This is a genomic window from Serratia sp. 22264 (genome assembly GCF_052045345.1).
GTDB lineage: Bacteria > Pseudomonadota > Gammaproteobacteria > Enterobacterales > Enterobacteriaceae > Serratia > Serratia plymuthica.
Genome location: NZ_JBQEOY010000008.1, coordinates 138,066 through 155,041 on the forward strand (window position 1 = coordinate 138,066; position 16,976 = coordinate 155,041).

The 16,976-nt window shown below is 47.6% G+C and carries 21 protein-coding genes; 7 read left to right on the forward strand and 14 right to left on the reverse strand.

Going from position 1 to position 16,976, the window contains the following annotated elements; translation table 11 throughout:
• The first annotated feature begins 435 nt into the window (after window positions 1–435).
• From cspE to ACTJJ1_RS22290, 3 genes are all read left to right on the forward strand, one after another.
• Window positions 436–648, forward strand: coding sequence for a transcription antiterminator/RNA stability regulator CspE (gene cspE / locus ACTJJ1_RS22280; protein WP_004952373.1), 213 nt, complete (start codon window positions 436–438; stop codon window positions 646–648).
• A gap of 587 nt (window positions 649–1,235) precedes the next feature.
• Window positions 1,236–1,364 (forward strand): hypothetical protein, encoded by a 129-nt coding sequence (locus ACTJJ1_RS22285; protein WP_006327704.1) that lies wholly within the window; start codon window positions 1,236–1,238, stop codon window positions 1,362–1,364.
• 760 nt (window positions 1,365–2,124) lie between these two features.
• Window positions 2,125–2,328: an ECs_2282 family putative zinc-binding protein gene (locus ACTJJ1_RS22290; protein ID WP_440835343.1), complete on the forward strand. Its 204-nt coding sequence runs from the start codon at window positions 2,125–2,127 to the stop codon at window positions 2,326–2,328.
• Window positions 2,329–2,554: 226 nt separating this feature from the next.
• Here ACTJJ1_RS22290 and ACTJJ1_RS22295 read toward each other — a convergent pair whose 3' ends face one another.
• The 4 genes from ACTJJ1_RS22295 to ACTJJ1_RS22310 all read right to left on the reverse strand — a co-directional run bounded on the left by ACTJJ1_RS22295 (window position 2,555) and on the right by ACTJJ1_RS22310 (window position 4,824).
• The gene (locus ACTJJ1_RS22295; RefSeq protein ID WP_440835345.1) at window positions 2,555–3,469 is read right to left on the reverse strand and encodes an SDH family Clp fold serine proteinase; all 915 of its coding nucleotides are present in this window, start codon (window positions 3,467–3,469) and stop codon (window positions 2,555–2,557) included.
• Window positions 3,470–3,478: 9 nt separating this feature from the next.
• The gene (locus ACTJJ1_RS22300) at window positions 3,479–3,682 is read right to left on the reverse strand and encodes a hypothetical protein (protein ID WP_238969108.1); all 204 of its coding nucleotides are present in this window, start codon (window positions 3,680–3,682) and stop codon (window positions 3,479–3,481) included.
• 382 nt (window positions 3,683–4,064) lie between these two features.
• Window positions 4,065–4,259, reverse strand: a complete 195-nt coding sequence (locus ACTJJ1_RS22305) for an antiterminator Q family protein (protein WP_440835347.1) — start codon at window positions 4,257–4,259, stop codon at window positions 4,065–4,067.
• A 217-nt stretch (window positions 4,260–4,476) separates the two neighbouring features.
• On the reverse strand, window positions 4,477–4,824 hold the full coding sequence (locus ACTJJ1_RS22310; protein WP_440835349.1) for a hypothetical protein: 348 nt from the start codon (window positions 4,822–4,824) through the stop codon (window positions 4,477–4,479).
• A 105-nt stretch (window positions 4,825–4,929) separates the two neighbouring features.
• On the opposite strand from ACTJJ1_RS22310, the gene ACTJJ1_RS22315 reads away from it, so the two are divergent.
• From ACTJJ1_RS22315 to ACTJJ1_RS22325, 3 genes are read left to right on the forward strand one after another with little or no spacing between them, the layout of a single operon-like run.
• Complete coding sequence (locus ACTJJ1_RS22315) at window positions 4,930–5,097, forward strand: hypothetical protein (protein WP_440835351.1); 168 nt, start codon at window positions 4,930–4,932, stop codon at window positions 5,095–5,097.
• A gap of 23 nt (window positions 5,098–5,120) precedes the next feature.
• Window positions 5,121–5,357, forward strand: a complete 237-nt coding sequence (locus tag ACTJJ1_RS22320; protein ID WP_440835353.1) for an excisionase — start codon at window positions 5,121–5,123, stop codon at window positions 5,355–5,357.
• 1 nt (window position 5,358) lies between these two features.
• Window positions 5,359–5,625 carry an excisionase gene (locus ACTJJ1_RS22325; protein ID WP_390901418.1) on the forward strand — a complete coding sequence of 89 codons (267 nt, stop codon included), beginning with the start codon at window positions 5,359–5,361 and terminating at the stop codon, window positions 5,623–5,625.
• A gap of 3 nt (window positions 5,626–5,628) precedes the next feature.
• Here ACTJJ1_RS22325 and ACTJJ1_RS22330 read toward each other — a convergent pair whose 3' ends face one another.
• From ACTJJ1_RS22330 to ACTJJ1_RS22375, 10 genes are all read right to left on the reverse strand, one after another.
• Window positions 5,629–5,970 carry a hypothetical protein gene (locus ACTJJ1_RS22330; protein WP_440835356.1) on the reverse strand — a complete coding sequence of 114 codons (342 nt, stop codon included), beginning with the start codon at window positions 5,968–5,970 and terminating at the stop codon, window positions 5,629–5,631.
• A 378-nt stretch (window positions 5,971–6,348) separates the two neighbouring features.
• On the reverse strand, window positions 6,349–10,599 hold the full coding sequence (locus ACTJJ1_RS22335) for a hypothetical protein (RefSeq protein WP_440835358.1): 4,251 nt from the start codon (window positions 10,597–10,599) through the stop codon (window positions 6,349–6,351).
• Between the two features lie 10 nt (window positions 10,600–10,609).
• Window positions 10,610–10,900, reverse strand: a complete 291-nt coding sequence (locus tag ACTJJ1_RS22340; RefSeq protein ID WP_013814361.1) for a helix-turn-helix transcriptional regulator — start codon at window positions 10,898–10,900, stop codon at window positions 10,610–10,612.
• Window positions 10,897–11,421: a hypothetical protein gene (locus ACTJJ1_RS22345; RefSeq protein ID WP_440835360.1), complete on the reverse strand. Its 525-nt coding sequence runs from the start codon at window positions 11,419–11,421 to the stop codon at window positions 10,897–10,899. Before ACTJJ1_RS22345 ends, ACTJJ1_RS22340 begins: the two co-directional genes overlap by 4 nt.
• Window positions 11,422–11,631: 210 nt before the next feature.
• Window positions 11,632–12,318, reverse strand: a complete 687-nt coding sequence (locus ACTJJ1_RS22350; protein WP_440835362.1) for an Abi-alpha family protein — start codon at window positions 12,316–12,318, stop codon at window positions 11,632–11,634.
• 68 nt (window positions 12,319–12,386) lie between these two features.
• Window positions 12,387–13,256 (reverse strand): DUF2971 domain-containing protein, encoded by an 870-nt coding sequence (locus ACTJJ1_RS22355; protein ID WP_440835364.1) that lies wholly within the window; start codon window positions 13,254–13,256, stop codon window positions 12,387–12,389.
• A 500-nt stretch (window positions 13,257–13,756) separates the two neighbouring features.
• On the reverse strand, window positions 13,757–15,865 hold the full coding sequence (locus ACTJJ1_RS22360; RefSeq protein ID WP_440835366.1) for a DUF927 domain-containing protein: 2,109 nt from the start codon (window positions 15,863–15,865) through the stop codon (window positions 13,757–13,759).
• The gene (locus tag ACTJJ1_RS22365; RefSeq protein ID WP_329909842.1) at window positions 15,862–16,200 is read right to left on the reverse strand and encodes a hypothetical protein; all 339 of its coding nucleotides are present in this window, start codon (window positions 16,198–16,200) and stop codon (window positions 15,862–15,864) included. The genes ACTJJ1_RS22360 and ACTJJ1_RS22365 overlap by 4 nt, the downstream gene beginning before the upstream one ends.
• Window positions 16,197–16,394, reverse strand: a complete 198-nt coding sequence (locus ACTJJ1_RS22370) for a hypothetical protein (RefSeq protein ID WP_440835368.1) — start codon at window positions 16,392–16,394, stop codon at window positions 16,197–16,199. The genes ACTJJ1_RS22365 and ACTJJ1_RS22370 overlap by 4 nt, the downstream gene beginning before the upstream one ends.
• On the reverse strand, window positions 16,387–16,776 hold the full coding sequence (locus tag ACTJJ1_RS22375) for a host cell division inhibitor Icd-like protein (protein ID WP_440835370.1): 390 nt from the start codon (window positions 16,774–16,776) through the stop codon (window positions 16,387–16,389). The genes ACTJJ1_RS22370 and ACTJJ1_RS22375 overlap by 8 nt, the downstream gene beginning before the upstream one ends.
• On the opposite strand from ACTJJ1_RS22375, the gene ACTJJ1_RS22380 reads away from it, so the two are divergent.
• Entirely contained in the window at window positions 16,775–16,966 is a 192-nt protein-coding gene (locus ACTJJ1_RS22380; protein ID WP_440835372.1) for a toxin-antitoxin system HicB family antitoxin, read from the forward strand. The two genes, ACTJJ1_RS22375 and ACTJJ1_RS22380, sit on opposite strands and share 2 nt — an antisense overlap.
• Window positions 16,967–16,976 lie beyond the last annotated feature (10 nt).

Below are 16,976 nucleotides of genomic sequence, written 5' to 3' on the forward strand. Positions count from 1 at the left end.
AAAATTAGTACCTTAGCAGTAAGAAATATTAAGTTCATTAATGTTAAATCTGAAGTCAATAGTACCATAAAAGCCCTGGCTGCAACGGTCAGGGCTTTTATCTTTTATGCGTCAACCACATTGCGGTGAAAAATGCCGGCTCCACGCTCCAAATTCTCGGACAATCATCACACTACGTCAGAGGTGTGACAGCCTACCCACGACATTAATAAAATTAATCCTTGCTTAATAAATCAAACCAAGCCTACTATGACGTCATCGGTTTGGAACACAGACCTTATGAAAGCAGTTTTAGTAAAGCAGTCCTCAGTTCAAGCGTTATCTCTAGATACCCCTTCTTCATGAGCCTCCTCCTAAGTGCCCCATAAGTAAAATTCTGCAAAACAGGCCATGTTCGCCACGATGAGTGGCTCAAAAATGAAAAAGGATGTATCTATGTCTACTAAAATGACTGGTTTAGTAAAATGGTTTAACGCAGATAAAGGCTTCGGTTTTATCACTCCACAAGATGGCAGCAAAGATGTCTTCGTACATTTCTCCGCTATCCAGAGCAGCGATTTTAAAACCTTAGACGAAGGTCAAAAAGTGGAGTTCTCTGTTGAGAGCGGCGCTAAAGGCCCTTCTGCTGTAAACGTTATCGCGCTTTAATCGCCGATAATCTCGCTAAAACTTGCAATCGCGATGAAGGCAACGGCCTGAGCAGTTAAGTATTAGCGATCAAAAACCCGCTTATGGCGGGTTTTTGCATTTCTGTAATGTCGAAAAATGCTTCTAAACCAATAAAATGGAACGCGGTGCTTCACTCTCCCACTAAAAAACGAACCAAAAACCAAAAGTGCAAAGCCGGTCATCGCAGTAAACAACAGACCAATCCCCCACCATAAGTTCACCTGCATTCCTGTCAGGTTGATAATGCTTTATGTTCATTCCAATATGCGGCAGAAACCTGTGGGCAAACCGGCAGCGCAGAGGCTGGCGGGCGCAAAAGCGGGTGCCGGCCACGCTGGCACAGGAAGGAAAATGCCATTCCTCTTTAGATTCCAACCAAAAAACGGCAAAAGATAATAACGCAACAAAACCATATTAAATCCCTTGTTTTTGTTGGTATTTCATAAAGCCCCTCTCATATTCCATTGAGATTTTTACCCAAAAATACGCATTAAATTTAATAACATTAAGATTCATCTTAAAATATGCCCGCAGGAATTTAAGGATGTTAATTTCCAGGGAATGTGATGAAAAGAAAGGATGTCAGACCCGATTATCAGGTTGAATATGGCGAAGAATGGAAGCCGGAAAAAACCTCTAAATGGTTTTGGGTCGTGTTGATCGCAATTATCGGTTTTTTGGTCGCCATTTCATAAAGCTGACCAGCAGGTAAGCGTGATACCACAAAGGGAAGTTTGAAGAAGGTCTTGGAGCGGTGAAGGGAGTAGAACGCCAGCAATTAAAGCCAGTATATATGGCATTCACTGGCTTTATAAAAATGAAACTACACACATTTCTATACACATTTGTTTTCGCTTGCTGTGATTTCGTATAATTTTTAGCCATGCAGGGGAGATTCTACGGGGCAGCAAGTGACGATAACTTAATCAGCAGTAAAGTCGTGTCCGCGTACCGCGAAGGATCTCCGGTGTGCAGTCTGGTACAAACCTCTGACACCGAAATCGGCAAGGGGATAGAAGTTAAACCACGAAAGGCAGAGCAATAAGTAAATAACTGCCATCAAAGCCTCACTCCACCGTGTGGCCCCCTTTTCACCTGATATTTCTCTATATATAAGCAAAAGTATGTTGATTCAATCTGTAAAGATGGTTGTTTTATATGGAAATTAGTTTTCATTTTGAACCAACGCTAAACCAAAAAAATATTGGTTTTTAACCAACAAATTCGCGTCTCTCTTCGCAAGAATAGCACTCCTACCACGCATATTCATGGCTAACAGTTCCCTATAGCCAATAGCTATGAATACGCTGATACCATGAGAAAATCCCTGTATGGGCCTACGCTAAATGAAAAATTTGAGTGTTAGCCAATATTGTTAATTATTCGCCTGTTAATTTTTCACGTCTGGTGGCAGTGGTATCTTGGGAGTTCACGCACAACTAAGAGGATATTACAATGAGCAATGTTAAATTTAAGTGCCCTGGATGCGGAAATAACTTGGTCGTAAGAAGCCCTGTCGAAATCAAGAACACAAACGACATTGAAGGAACCACCTGCACCAAGTGCGGTAGGACTATTCACAAGAGTGATATTGTCAAGCAAGCTAGGGATTATGCCGAGAAAGCTGTCAAGGATATGCTCGGGAAGCACTTCAAGTAAGTTGTTATCTTCTTTTCGATCAAGCAGGCATCTAAGGATAGTGATGCCTGCCACATTACAGTAGCCATAGCCTTCCCCCTTCTCTAAATATTTTGATGATCTGGATCAGCCGCCAGCCGTAAACAAGTCGGCGATACGGGGTGTGCCAGGTGTGTGTCGGATGTTGGCTGGGGTTGAAATGAAAAAGCCCCGGCGATTAGCCAGGGCTTTATTGAGCAGTATTTAATTAAACTTGCGCTTGAGGTGCATGCCACATCATTGTACTTCCATTATGGTTTTCAATGATTTTAACTGCTGAACTGCTTCCAAACGTATGCATATAGCTATGATGGATGGTCAGAACAAGGTCTTGTAGCTTCTGGTCGCCTTCTAACGCAACAATCTTAAGGCCTATATCTCTGGCCTTATCCATGTGGATGTGCCGGGCATGTGCATAAGTCGTCGAGTGATCATTCAGCTTTGAACAGATGTATTCAGCCTTTTGCTGTGCATCAGCATCACCGGCAAACATTCCTGATACTAGCCAGTCAGATACAATCTCAGAAGCCCATTTAATTGCCTTCTCGCATTCACCAATAAAAGTTGGGTGCAGTTTTTGCAGATTGAACTGCCAAAAGGCAAGCAAACGATGGTCTTCCAGTATGTCTTTCTTAGCTTTATCTACTTCTTCAAGAATGCCATGGGCTGGTATACCACCCATTTGGGGGTCGAAGGGACCAATATTCGACTGTTTACCCATGACGATCTCTTTCGCACAGCAGGCCAACATCGTACCTGCTGACATCGCAATCATAGGAACAAAAGCACGGATATTTGTCCCAAACTTGGCCCGTAAATACTGACCGAGAGACTCTAGCGCTGCGATGTCGCCACCAGGTGTGTGGATCAGTAGATCCAACCCCTTGTCAGGATCCATGCCATTTATAGCAGACATAAATCCATTTTTATCATCATCCGTCATTGAGAGCAGGTGGCTGATTGACTGTGTGTTTTTCTGCAAGAATCCAGAGTAATAAGCAATAACATTGCGCCCAGTATGCTTTGACATTTTAGTGATATATTTTTTTCTCACTACATCAAGCGGACTTGTGCGCTGGCCGAGAACAGACATCTCGGCCAGTACTTCATTCCAATTTGGCATATTGTTTTTTTAGTAGCTATACATCACATAATTATTTGCTTGATCATTATTCAAGCCGCTATTGTTTGTACCAGATGAGTAGTTAACGCCTGTTTGCTCAATCAACATTTGATGGGACATCACTACCCTTTTTGCAAACTCAAAAGGCGACTCTGCTGGGTTGTACTCTGCGGGTTGGATCTCAAATTGTGTGTAAAGTTCTGCTGCTGTCATAGCTGCATCCTCTCCATTTACTACATATGGTTTCAAATTTATTAAAAAACACCATATGTAGTGTTCGCTGTAAGCCAGATACGAAAAAACCTCCGTAGGGAGGTCAAGATTGCTTTAGTTATGAGCTAAATATGATCTTAACCTTCATTTTTTGCAACCAATATTGCATAGATTATTATCGATTTTCGGAGATTTCTTGACGTAATGATTGTGCTGGGAGGTTGCCCCTTCCCAACACATGATCATATCTACAGCACTTTGTAAAGGACATCGCTCGGCGCTTTATGAAGCGTCAAACAACAGAACCTCTCTAAAAAAACAAAACCCCGCCGAAGCGAGGTTTTTAAAGTTGATAAGCTACGTGACTGCGTAACCACTCTTATCAGACTAAAACACAATTTGCGGACCGCGTTAGAGGTTTTTCATAAATATTTTCCCGCTCAGTTTCCGGGTCCATCTCAAGCCGTATGTCCAGCATGGACAAGCACCCTTCAATGAAGTCTTCCCCCATCTGCAGCCCTATCCTGATCAGCTTCTCGTCCTTCTTGGATGGCCTGGCGATCGCGCGTTTCTGCATGTTGAAATGTAGTGCAGCACGACCTACTGATACTCATCAGGGCGGCCACTACACCAGTGCGCGGATCCAACAGGTCTTTGCGGTTCAGTTCTAAACCTTGCTGACGGGCTACGCTTCTCTGACACTACTGGCACAGTGACGGCCGCCATAACTTGCCACGCACATTCGTGCCTATACCTGTCTATGTGAGAAAAGTCAGGTATAGGCTAAACATCACTTATGCGGCAGGAATACCAGGTAACCATTCTGGCGCCGGCAGACCGGCAGCCTTCAGTTCGCTATGGATATGCGCCAGCATTTCGGGAGCCTCGGCAAACATAACCAAGAATCCTCGAATCGCGGCAGTGTTGGTTTCGACTGCCGGGTTGGAGCCCATCGCATTGGCCACAGCTTTGATCGCCGTCGCCTCGCTCTCTGTCCAGCGGGTTTTAATCTGGTCTTCACGTACAGCAGCAAATGGCAGGCCGTTCTTGCCGACTTTCTTGCGGGATAACAGCGCTTTTCTGACGCCAACAGCTACCGCAGCCCCTGCCATTGCACACTTATCACAGTTCATAGTAGACATCCTTGATACCTTTTGAGGTTTGTTTGATCCAGTTAGCCGGACATCCCGGCCAAAACATTGAACACCGAACAAACAAACCACACCGAATAAAAAGCGAGCTATTGCATGTTAAAAGATCAGCGGGTTTTTGATCATGAATGGGTTATTGAAGACGTGGAGACGGCAAAAACTGAGCTTTGTGCCAAGCAGATAGATCAATATCGCAGAAGGCATTTATTTGAAGCGGGTATCACCGTGCGGTTTGGTATCACCACCCGAAAATTAACAGACTGATCCGGAACGCATGAGGAGGTTCAATGGCCAGGTGGCAAACACTACACGAATGGGCAACTGAAGAGTTCGGGGATGCCAAACCATCACTGCAGACTTTGCAGAACTATGCCAAATCAAACATGATTTTTCCGCCCGCTAAAAAAATCGGTCGGCGTTGGATGGTTGAAACTGGGGCCAGATATGTAGGGCTTTTGGCTAAGCCACAGATAAAGGTAACAGACCACCCGATATTGAAACGAATCCTAATGGATGGGCAATAGCGTGAAATTACTCACCTTGGAGGAATGGGCAAACAGAACCTACAGCGATAGCTTACCATCCATAAAAACGTTGCGGCGATGGGCGAGGAACGGGAATTTCTACCCAGCGCCCGAGAAGCATGGGCGAACATACCGAATCAGAGAGGATGCCATTTATATCAATCCGAAGAACTATCGACTGTCTAAACAAATAGTTGCTGATAATGCGATGGTGTTGTCTCCGTTGATGGATAGGCTTCTTAATGGCAAGCCCCCAAAGAAAAAATAATGACTAATTTTCGTCGGTAGTTTTTTTCAGCATGATTGCTTCGACCATCGCAAGATTGATGTCGATGGCTACACTGCAAAACTCCCACTCCCGCCCCAGAGCTCCAGTAAAGGGGATAAAGCCATTGTTCTGAACAACAATCTCATCGGCTCGTTTAGCGAAATGAATGATCCGCGAACGGCAGATGCCCAGATCTGAATCCGGCATGCCTGGTAGCAACGGAACAGGTTTCAACAACCGCCGGCTCCGGTTGCCATGCTTCAGGGCATTGAAGTTACCTTTGGGAGCGCCGGGCCGTTGCTGGTCAGCCTGATTTCCTTTGTTGGTCGTGTTTTCACTACTCATTCGCAAGTCTCCGCATTTGCGCATACTTTCCGTTTTTAAAAAATACACTTTTAATATTAATTAGTTAACTTCTTACCCCGAATAAAATTGCGCACTAGTTTTGCGCAATCCGCAGAGCTGCGCAGTTTTTCGCTGCCCTATAAACGCGTCTTCTCTCGAGCCATATATCGACCTTTGCCAATTCGTTTTTATCAATAAAATCAGCGGGCGCAAAATTGCGCCGGGCTGCTGTTTAGAGGGGGTTTTATTGGTTAATCGTTTACCACAAGTGACATCGTTAACCATTTGATTTTTGTTCCAAGGTTTTTTTAGCACCTTGTCATTGGTATCACGCAGGTATGGTCAAAATGACCATACCTCAGCATCCTTGGCACCCAATCATTCCTTCATCCCTTGCAGGGTGGCGGTAAGCACTCGGTTCACAGCATCAGCATCTCGTTCAAACGCACTACTGCCCCTCGGCGTATTGGCCAACTTCAACATCGCGTTACGAACCGCGGTGCTTTCATAGGCACGAGCCATGCCGGCATATGCCAGACCTGCAGTCACTGTTTTAGCTGCGGCCACTGGACCTGCAAAAATGCCAACCAGCCCAGGGCCAATCACTGCAGCCCCCTGGGCAACAACCTGACCGTTGGGCAATGTAAGCGATGATTGGGAAGCACGCTTGGTACTCTCCAGGTACTTTTTCAGTCCTGTGAGGTACTGCCGCTCCTCACCCTTGAAAAGTATCCCGGTTTGGGCAGAGAGCTTGTTCAGCCGCATCAGGAACCGATCGGGAGAAGCTTCGCCATCCATCGCCTTAGCAATCAACCCAGCGCGCGCAGATTGGCGCCCTTTGGTATCCAGCGATTCGTAGAGAATTTTGACATCACTGGGTTTATTACTGAACAGCATGGTATTGACGCTTTCCGGTGTCAGGTGTCCCTTCAACAGAATATTCTTTATCCGGGTGTTTTTAACCTTTTGCGCTTCCTCCGCGTATACCGCTTTCGCGTTGGCCCAGCGCCCTACATCACGACTCCCAAGCCCTTTTCGTACTGCCGCGTTGAGATCGTTGGTCATTCCGTCGTAGACCCGATTGAGCGCAACGGTTGAGCGATCAGGCATCACCATGCGCTCTCCTTTCACATCCGTCCTGAATTGCGTTCGCAGGTCATCCAGCAAGCTGAAGGTGATCTTGCCGTTCGACAGCTCCTCACGATAATCCTTCAGTCGGGCGATCGTGTCGGTATCACTGACCTTACCTAATCTGGAAAGGTGCGAAATTTCACTATCGATGGCAGAAATAGCCTTTTGCGGTTCGATATTGCCTACGCTATCCATTCTGGTGCGGATTTCATTGAAACGCGCGCCGGCAGCCTTTTTAACCGCATCTGTTTTGTTCTTCAGGCTGTTGACCACATCATCGGCGGAATAGGTACCATATCGCTGTGAGAAGTCATCGACCAGGCGAGAACGGGCCTGTTGCTGATTGGCCCGCATTTGCCCCGTCCCAGCCAAGGGGATCTTCTCACCCAACTGCTGGGCAGAGCGTCCCGCGAAGGTTTGCGGCTGCTTAACGTCACTGGTCATCAGCGGTGCATCGTTCTTATCGGCGAAATTGATCGCCGCCTGGGCTTCCGGTGCTATCTGGCCCTTGATTGCTCGATAACCGGCACCGATGGTGCTGGCTGCGGCGCGGGTAACACCACTAACAGCCATAGAGGTACCCATATCCTGAGCCAACTTACCCGCATCATGCTGATTGCTGTTGGCAGCCAGCACACCCACCGCATTCTCAGCAGCCAATCCGGCAATTTTCGCGCCGGCGCCCGTTGCATTCCTCGCCAACGATGAGGCCGGGTTAACCAAGTAAGGAAGCGCTTCAGCAGCGATCTGCCCCTCATTGGTTTGTGGCCGCAGATTTTCAGGCAGCTCAAACCTTGTCGCTGGCGTGTAGGTACCATCACCGATCCCCATCTGCTTGCCTGCCCATGCAGCCGCACTCTGTACGGCATCACCGACTTCGGGAATGATATTCGCCGTATTAACACCGGCTTGAGCAATGGATTTGCCCGCCTCGCTCATCCCGAGAGCAATATCGCCCATTACACCTGGCTGCTGCGGATCCGCCTGCTGTGTAGCAAACCGCGCATAAGGGTTGATCTCAGTCTCACTGTCTTGTTCTTCCGCCTGCCCCGTAATACCTCGAGGGGCAAATTGGGCATACGGATTCTGATCTGCAGGCGATGCAGGAGCTACTATCGAATTATTTGATTGAGGCGCTGGCGCGGACTGCACTTGCGAAAGATTATCCACCACCTGGCGAGTCATCCCCGGAGCATTGAGAAGATATTCACCACTGGGCACCGTAACGTAAATTCGCCCCTGTTCATCCTGCCGCGCGCTCCCACCAAATTTGGCCGTGATCATCCCGGCCACGCGCATTTGATCCGCCGGTGGCAGACGGCGGATATTGGCCTTCATCTCATCCCATGATTCCTGGCCCACTGACGCGAACTCATGGGCGGCACCTAATTCCGGATGCCACCCCGATTGCCTGGCCTGATCCATGACATAAGCACGGTTTGCCGGGGCGGGCACGGAAATCTGGGTACTTTGGGCAGGCAGCCCCGGCGCAGATTGAGGTGCATCACCGATACCAGTACCAACCTTGGCGCTTTGGGCATATTGCTGTGGAGAAGGTGTTTGGGTGGGCTGATCGGTAACAGTCAGCCCTTCAGCTTTTGGGCCTGGCTGCCCTCCAAGGAAATACTCACTCATTCCCTCGCCGAAGGTCTGATCGAATTGCGCTGCAGATGCAGGGTTATTTCTTAACATCTGTACGGCCTCAGGCACAATCGGTACCCCAGCAGAGCCCATCAATTGTCTCGCCTGCAGTGGTTTGTTTTGAGGTGCATCAGGCGTTAAGGCTGACTGCGGAGCTACTGAGGGCTGAATATCACTAAGTGTCGATTGAGTATCTTCGCCGGCTGGTGGCATTCGAATGGCGAAACCACCCTCAACAGCCTCGATCTTAGCACCTGGTGTTTTCCCTGAACGCGATGCCCTGGCCATTTTCTCAGTAGAGAATGGCTTGTCGCCAAACAGCCGCAGTTCACCTGCTGTTGAAGGGGTTTGGCCCATACCCGCAACATCCTGACGCTGTGCGATCGACTGGCTCATCGCATCATAGACACCGCCAGATTGGGCAATAAGTTGATTCAATTGTGCTTGTAGCAGTCCACGCTTAGCTTGTGACGTTTCATCGGTGTCACCGGCCTGTGGAAAATACATTTGCATATACGTCTTAACTTCAGAGTCAGGAATGGCGGCACCAGACTCCTGACGCAATACGGCAGCAATGGCATCTCGTGCCGCTGATTGCCACTGCTGGTTTTTGTTGCCAAGCAGCATCGAAGACACTGCACCACCACCTACGGCGCCAAAAGTAGTGCCAACGGTACGCGGGCTTGCGCCATCGGTCGCTAATTGATCCATCATATTGAGAGAGTTCTGCAATCGATAAGCAAACCCAGCCGTTTTTAGTTGACCTTGATTGGCTCCCTTTAACTCAGCATTCGGATCAGGGTTTTCAAGCTGGCCATTCTTCTTCAGGTCATTGATATATTTCTGCCGTTCCATTCCACTCTTGTTATAAGCGGACATAATCTCATCTGCCGTTTTTCCAGCGTTGATCTGCTGAAAGCGAATATGCTGGGGGACCTGCATAAAATCCTGCACCGGCATGAACGGTTGATTTTCACCCGGGGGCGTATATGTTTCACCACCTTGTGCTCCCGCAGGGTTTAGCATACGGAATGCTGCGGCCCGTTGGGCTAATGTCTGCATTACCTTTTCACTGGAAAGCGAGAGGACCTCATCCTTTGGGTCGGTGGAACGGTTTTTAGTGACTGGCGCAGAGTAGGTAGAACCATCCGCTCGCGTTATCTCAACGCCAAAATGATAATTTCCCGCCTGACCTGCTGGCATGATATGAGTCAAACGCCTGGCTTTCATCGGCTGCCCATCATCGGCAAGCTCCCCGGGCTTAACCGACAGTTCAGGGGCTAGCACTTCATTGGCGGCAGAGATAACTTTCGGATCATCGGGATTTACCTGACCGCTCATCAATGCGGATCCCATACTTGCCAGATAAGCAGAGCCTTGGGCCGCTTTGGGATTCATAATGTAGCCAGGGTTGGCAATGTTATAAAACTGCTGAGCCTCTTTCGGTAACCGCGACCATAAGGCATTAGCTGTCTCAGAATCCCCAGCCCTTACGGCATTCATGATCCCTGAAACTGGACCACCGAAACGCTTTTCCATGATATCCATTTGCTGCTGCCTGGATTGTCTGGCCTCGCCGGCCGCACTGATATTGACCCGTCGTGCATCCAGGGAGAAATTGCGATCGGCATTTTGTTGGCTGAGAGCTTGCTGTTGTTTCAAATTGTCAAAGTCACGGTTATCGGTGTCTTTTTTCCAATCAAAACCTGCTTGCGCTAGGCCATAATTTCGATCTGAGTCTTTAACTTGCTGTTGGAGCATAGCATCACGCAGCCCCAGCTCTTTTTTGCGAGAAATGGCTGCATCGGCAGTATTGAAGCCTGCCAGAAAACCATCCGCTAAACCTTGAACACCCATATCATGCCCCTTAAATCATGTTGTCAGAGAGCAAGGCCAGCGCTGAACTGATCCCACCTTCATGTTCTTTAGCATCACCTTTCTGGAACGCTCTGTTGGCTATAACTGCTGCCCGGCGCTTTGCCTTGGACTGTTTGATGATCCATTCATCAACCTCAGCCTCACGCCATCCGATAGCACCGCGACCGGAAATATCAAAGGGGGCAGGAAACTGATCGCTCTCCAACAGATAGCGGAACAAATCGCGACTTACACTTAGCTTTCTAATCACATCCTTTTCACGCAGAATTTGTTCGCTCATAGGTTTTTCTCCTGACGTTTGAAATGATTGATGAGATAAGTACGCATGTCGGCGGGCGCTGACGGGAGGAGGTACGGATTAATACCGTTCTCTTCGGCTAAATCACGCATCCGGGCACTGGTCATTTTTGCCAGATCAATCTTGTCACTACCGATGCGAACCGTTGTTCGTTGCCGTTCTTCCTGTTGCTGTCGATACTGCTGGGCGGCCAGGCGCTGCGATTCACCGATTAACTCACTGTGTTGCTTAACTTGCCGGCAGCGCTCCAGCTCAACTTTCATCTCGCCAACGATTGAGAATACCCCTTTGAATCCGAGCAGATAGGTAGCAACCGCGGCAGGTACAGATATGGGAGCAAGCCTGAAGAAGGTAAACTTGCCACCTTTATAATTTATTACTTTCTTGGGTTTATCACCGATGTAAACCACATCCTCATCGGCACCGCCAAAAATCCTCTGATACTCATCAGCGAACTCTTCTTCCTGCCTTAAAGACTCCAGCGCTGTTTCGTGTTCTGACATGAAAAATCTCCATAAAAAAGCCCCAACAGGCGAACCTGTCAGGGCTGGATTGCGGGCAATAAAAAACCGGAGCAGCTTTTAGGCTCACTCCGGCATCATTCGGAAATTTAGCGCGTACTAACGTTGGTGGCTAGTTCTTTTTGCTTTTACTGCACTTTATTGGTGTTTATGATTTGTGAGTACAAAATTTGTCGAAATTCAGACAGCCACCTAATTTTTTTGTTGCAACTGGCAAGCCCTAACAAAGTCGCGCCCTAACTCTGTGGGCAATACTTCATAAAAGTAAGCTCCGCTGCCATATGTCGATAAAGGTTCTATACATCCCAATCTAGTTAAATTAGACAAAGACAGAATAATTTCTTTGGGTAACTTTTTTTCATATCTGTTGTTATCATTCGCAATGAAGACCCGTTCCGGCAAGGATGTAGTGGCGATTCTGGTAGCAGAACCCTCATCGAGAGGAATTGAATATATTAAATTTAAAACATGGGCGTCTAGGGAGGATAGATTTTCAAGAATTGATATGTGCACCCTCTTTACTTCTTGTTCGAATTGGCTACTGGAAGCATTAATCAGTAAATTCGCCCACTGATCTTGAAGAAAATCATCTTCCTCCATAGTTGCAGCCTGAAATATCGGTATGGCTATTTTAAGTGGTATCGCTTTATCTGGTGCATGCAGGCCATACTCAACTAACAAGCTCTGAGTTTTTTTCATTAACCGCATTTGTCTTTCAAAACGGATATATTTCAATTTATCCTCAAATATCCCAACCCCTTGTTCTAAAGAGCCTGAAATAAATTTTGCAATGAAAGAGCCTGACTGTTGAGCAGCATCCGTTACTTTCACCACAGCTTTCGATGCTTCTTGTACTGCTTTTGCTTCTTCTTCAAACATCGTTATCTCCTTTATGATCAAATTTCATTCACGTCAGAAATGATAAAATCACAATCAATATTTAGCATCTAAACATCAATAGGGTTGATTAAAACCTCGTACCGAGCATCGGAACGCTTACACTTAAATAACTTAACGTGAGAGTACCTATCATCATTGTTAATCAACTCTTTTACTTTGCTGTCGAACTCATCCCCCGACCTACAGCCTAAAATAATACATTTAATACTGTCACTTGGAAAACTAAAAAGATCATAGACTATATTATTATAAACTTTACTTTCACTAGCCATGTTTACAGGCATTAGCATTCGCCATTCACTCTCATATTTCCACTCCTCACTTTTCAAGATAAAATGCTCAACCGCACTATCTTCTTTTGTTGGATCTATTACATTAATATCCTTCTGATATTTTACCTTCCTGAGAAATCCAAACTCATCCTTTAAGCTTCTACGTTGATTGAAAAAACTATGGGTTTCGTCAAACTCGATGACAAACCCTGTATGTGACTCTGCATAATGCCCCCACATAAGTAGATTATCTGGCTTCTCACTAAGGCAGAGAACCCTTACCACATCAATTAATGACTCATTGAATTTTTTGAATAACTGATTGGCTAAGGCATCAACGTTATCTTTTAGAAGATATGATTGCATCTTAGCTGCCGGTTTTACCAACTCTAAGAATTTAAATTTATCATCATCACTTAAGGAGTTATAAAAAAATCGTTGTTCTTCTGTGAGGTTATCAAGGACACTAACAAAATCTAGCTTATTAATCTCACCTTCAATAAACTCTTGCATTTTACTAAATTCAAATATTGAATGAAACTCAAATGGATCATTGAAGTTAATAGGATTGCTAAAACAAATAAGATTATTTAATAACACATCAAGACGTGACTGCGGGAAATATTTAAACATTACCTCACCCATAAAATATCATTCAAATTAATTTCTTAACGTAATTATTTTAAATTAAACTAATAAAGACATCTTAAAATAAATTTTCAAACTCACCAAAAATAAGGGTTCATCCCTTTCTCCTGACCATCAATTATGTGGAACAGTATAGACACCAGACCCGCCAACTAACAAACTATCCTACATATTGAATTGCCATGAAAAAGTGATTTTCCTTCTATATAAACAAAAGTGCGTCGGGTTGTTCGGGTTAGTCGGGTCATCTACATAATTATTTGATATTTAATAGTTAACTCTGTCTTGCTGACCCGACCTGCAGTTCGGGTCAACCACATCAAAGTCGGGTCAAATCGCCAGCCAGAAAAAACTTCTCAAATCCAAGTCGGGTCAAACCACATAAAGTCGGGTCAAAGTCGGGTCAGTAACCTCATTAAAAACCAATAAAATCATTACAATAAAAAACTGCCCCGACTGACCCTACCGACCCGACCTATTTTTTCTACATGTGAGAGTTATCCCTCTTCATCCTCAGGAAGCATTAAAGCTACAAGGTGAAGCTGCTTACCATCAATCCGTAGATTTTTCTTTGTAATCCCCTTGTTGGGTTTGTCCAACATACCCGCATCTGCTAATACCTGTGCGAATGCGGTCGCATTGGCGCCACTGGCAATCTCATCCCGGAATACTGCTGGGAAAGTGTGAAACACCAGCAAATCATCATTAACTCGCTTTACTCGGTACCCTGCGAGATCTTTGATCGGCAAGTCGCGTGGATCCGTCTGAGGATGAGGTAAGTAACGGCTATAGCCAAAACGCTGCAGAAATGCCTCAGCTTGCTCTACCCATGCTTTAGCCTCACGGTTTCCCAAACCGAACTCATTCACCCAGGCATTGAAACTATGCTGTAACGCGTCTCGGCTTTCCTGCTCTGACCATCCGGTGAGGTGCAGAGAAAGTACAAGGGCGGCCTCAAGAACAGCAAAGCGGGATGCAACGCGCCGTACCTGCTCGCTGGCCTCATCTGGTAGCAAACCAAGCCAACGACGTTCTGCACTGCGTACAGCTTCGGCTGAGGCTTCTTTCTGGCTGGCCAACTGCTTGATCCACTCCCGACCTACTGCGCCATAGTTGTCTTTGCAGGCATCACACATTGCATCAGCATGGGCCTTACCATCGGCATGGCCGTGATACACCGTTGCTTTACTGATCGGCACGTTCAGCAGGCGCACCAGTTGACCCGCATTCACCTTGCCACCATCGGCCCGAATATAGCTTTCCATGTCAATCTCGCCGGTGCTGAATGCCATAGCCCTCCAGCGCTTAATATCACGGTTACCGCCTTCCTTAGCACCTTGGATCTTGCCTACACCGTTAAACAGCGCATAGGCTGCATCGGCCACAGCACGTCGGTTACTCCCTTGCCCGATCTCATCCAGCGGCATAAAGCCATCATTATGAGCTGCTGCCTCATTAACCAGGCCAAGTGCAGTGGAGTACCAGGTGAGTTTTAGCGCCTCCGGCTCGCCATAGACAGTACTGGCAGCGTTGCCGGTAGTGGTCTTACCTGCGGACGAACCGCCAAAGAGATGGACGCCGAAACCATCAGCACCAGCAACACCAATCAAAGGCGCGGCAAGCGCACAGGCGATGCCCAGCATCATTGAGGGATTCCCCTGCGCCAGCATCGCCACACTTTCGCGCCAACTCTCTACCGTACCCTTGACGGTGTAACCTTTCGCCGCTGCCGATCTACCGTTAAACAGAACCGGGGTTTTCGGTTCCCCGATAACCTCACCGTCTGGCATGATGTATGCACCGCACTGCCAGCCGGTAGCCTGTGCCACGCTCCACAGCTCCCCGGTATCACTATCTGTCAGATGGTCGGCAAGGATGGCTCGCAGGCGGGGGTTTGCCGTGACGCGTAATCCCCGGTTATTCAGTCGCGTCCAACCTTCACGATTACCAATATCGCCAGGCGGAATAGCTTCTGTTCGTTCAGGCCGGCCGCCTGTCGGCTGCCAGCGCAGAATCACAAAATCGCTGTTATCCCCCTCACCGATCCCCAGCACTTCTACCGGTCCACACAGCCATTGGCCCGGGCGGATCACTTCTCCAGATTGCTTATCGATTTTGGGCGTAACCCAATACAGGCCGCCAGCGCGGGATTCTATGCGGGGGGCCAGCTCATCTGCTGGCGCACGATTTCCACTCGCTTTGCGCATATCTTCAACCAGGCTTTCCCCCTGTGCAGCCTGCTCTCGCACCCTGGCTAAATACTCTCGCCAGTTCTCCGGCTCCCGGTCGGGAATACCCTTGTAGAGTTTCGCCTCGATCACACCCGCCAGCGCCAACTTTTCGCCAATGGTATTAATCTGGATTTGTTCAATATCACCGGCCAGATACACGCGGGCAGATTGCCGCCCTTTGTCGATAATGCGCAGGTTACCCAATTCAGCCAGTTGCTTGCCGTCCAGATAAACAGGCGGAACATTATCACCGTGCCTTTTTCCCTCGCTCTCTATCCAGTGTTGAGCGTGGGCGTATGCGTCAGCGCCAGCAAAAATAACGGCCTCGGTGAGCTTATCCTTTGGCAGTTGCTTGACGTTCGGAGCATTTCTCATGCTTGAGCCACCTTAATCATGATGAATTTCCCGATCGTCGGGTGATACCAGTACTTGCTGCCGTATTTACGCTTGGCGCTATGGATCACCAGTGAAGCGGCCTCGCGGAATTTAGCTGCGTGGGCAAGATAGCCGTTCCCCTGGCGAACAATCATCACGCCGCAGTTACGCGCTAACTCCTCAGCCTTCCCGGTAGATAAGCCCATTTCAGCCGCCAGAGTGGTTAATGGAGCCATGCCTTCCGGTACAATGTCTTTACGCTGCATAGCTGCTAGTGCCAGCTCAAGCGCTTCTACACGTTTTTCCAGCTCGCTATATTTCATCTGGTCCATCATTGCCCCCTCATCTGGGCTGCTTCGGCCTGACAAAGCACAGAATCAAGGGCTGCCAATTTCTCAGTCATAAGCATGCCCAGCGCTTCAAAGTATTCAGTGTCCGGTTCCATATCGGAGGTAAGCACCCAATTCAAAGCCTTGCATTGGCGTACCAACAGGATCGACGAGGTGAGCGAGTGAGATATGTCATGCATTGCGCACCTCCTGAACGATTGCGATCTTCGCAATCCTTGAAACTACTGGGCGATGTCCTCCACATACCGGTAATCGGGCAGCTAAGGACAAGATGAAATATGGCGCCAGAACGCGGCGGGCTTCACACTCAGAACTGGCGTCAACAGATATGCAGCAAGGTGCAGCTTTCCGATTGACGCGATCAAGTGCCAGGAAGCGGAAGTGATATTTGGGGCGAGTTTGGGTAGACTGGATATCAGCCATAATCGTTACCTCAATTAACGGTTTGGTGAGACGCCTCGGCAGTGGTTGCAAGCACTCCCGGGGCGTTGCTATTTTTACATACACCGTGATAACGTACGTACATAGCAGAATCCATACTATGAGGTTACGTACGTACATGTCAACTATCAAGAGAGATAAAACACCAAAAGGCGAAGGACTATCGCCAACCTTCCAGATCCGTATTACTCCTGAATTACGAGAACAACTAAACCAAGCGGCAATGCGTGAAGGTGTTAGCCTTGGGAGCTGGTTAAAAGAGCTAGCTCGCCGGGAATTGCTTAGGTTGGGGATTGAACCAAAAGGCTGATTATTAAAAG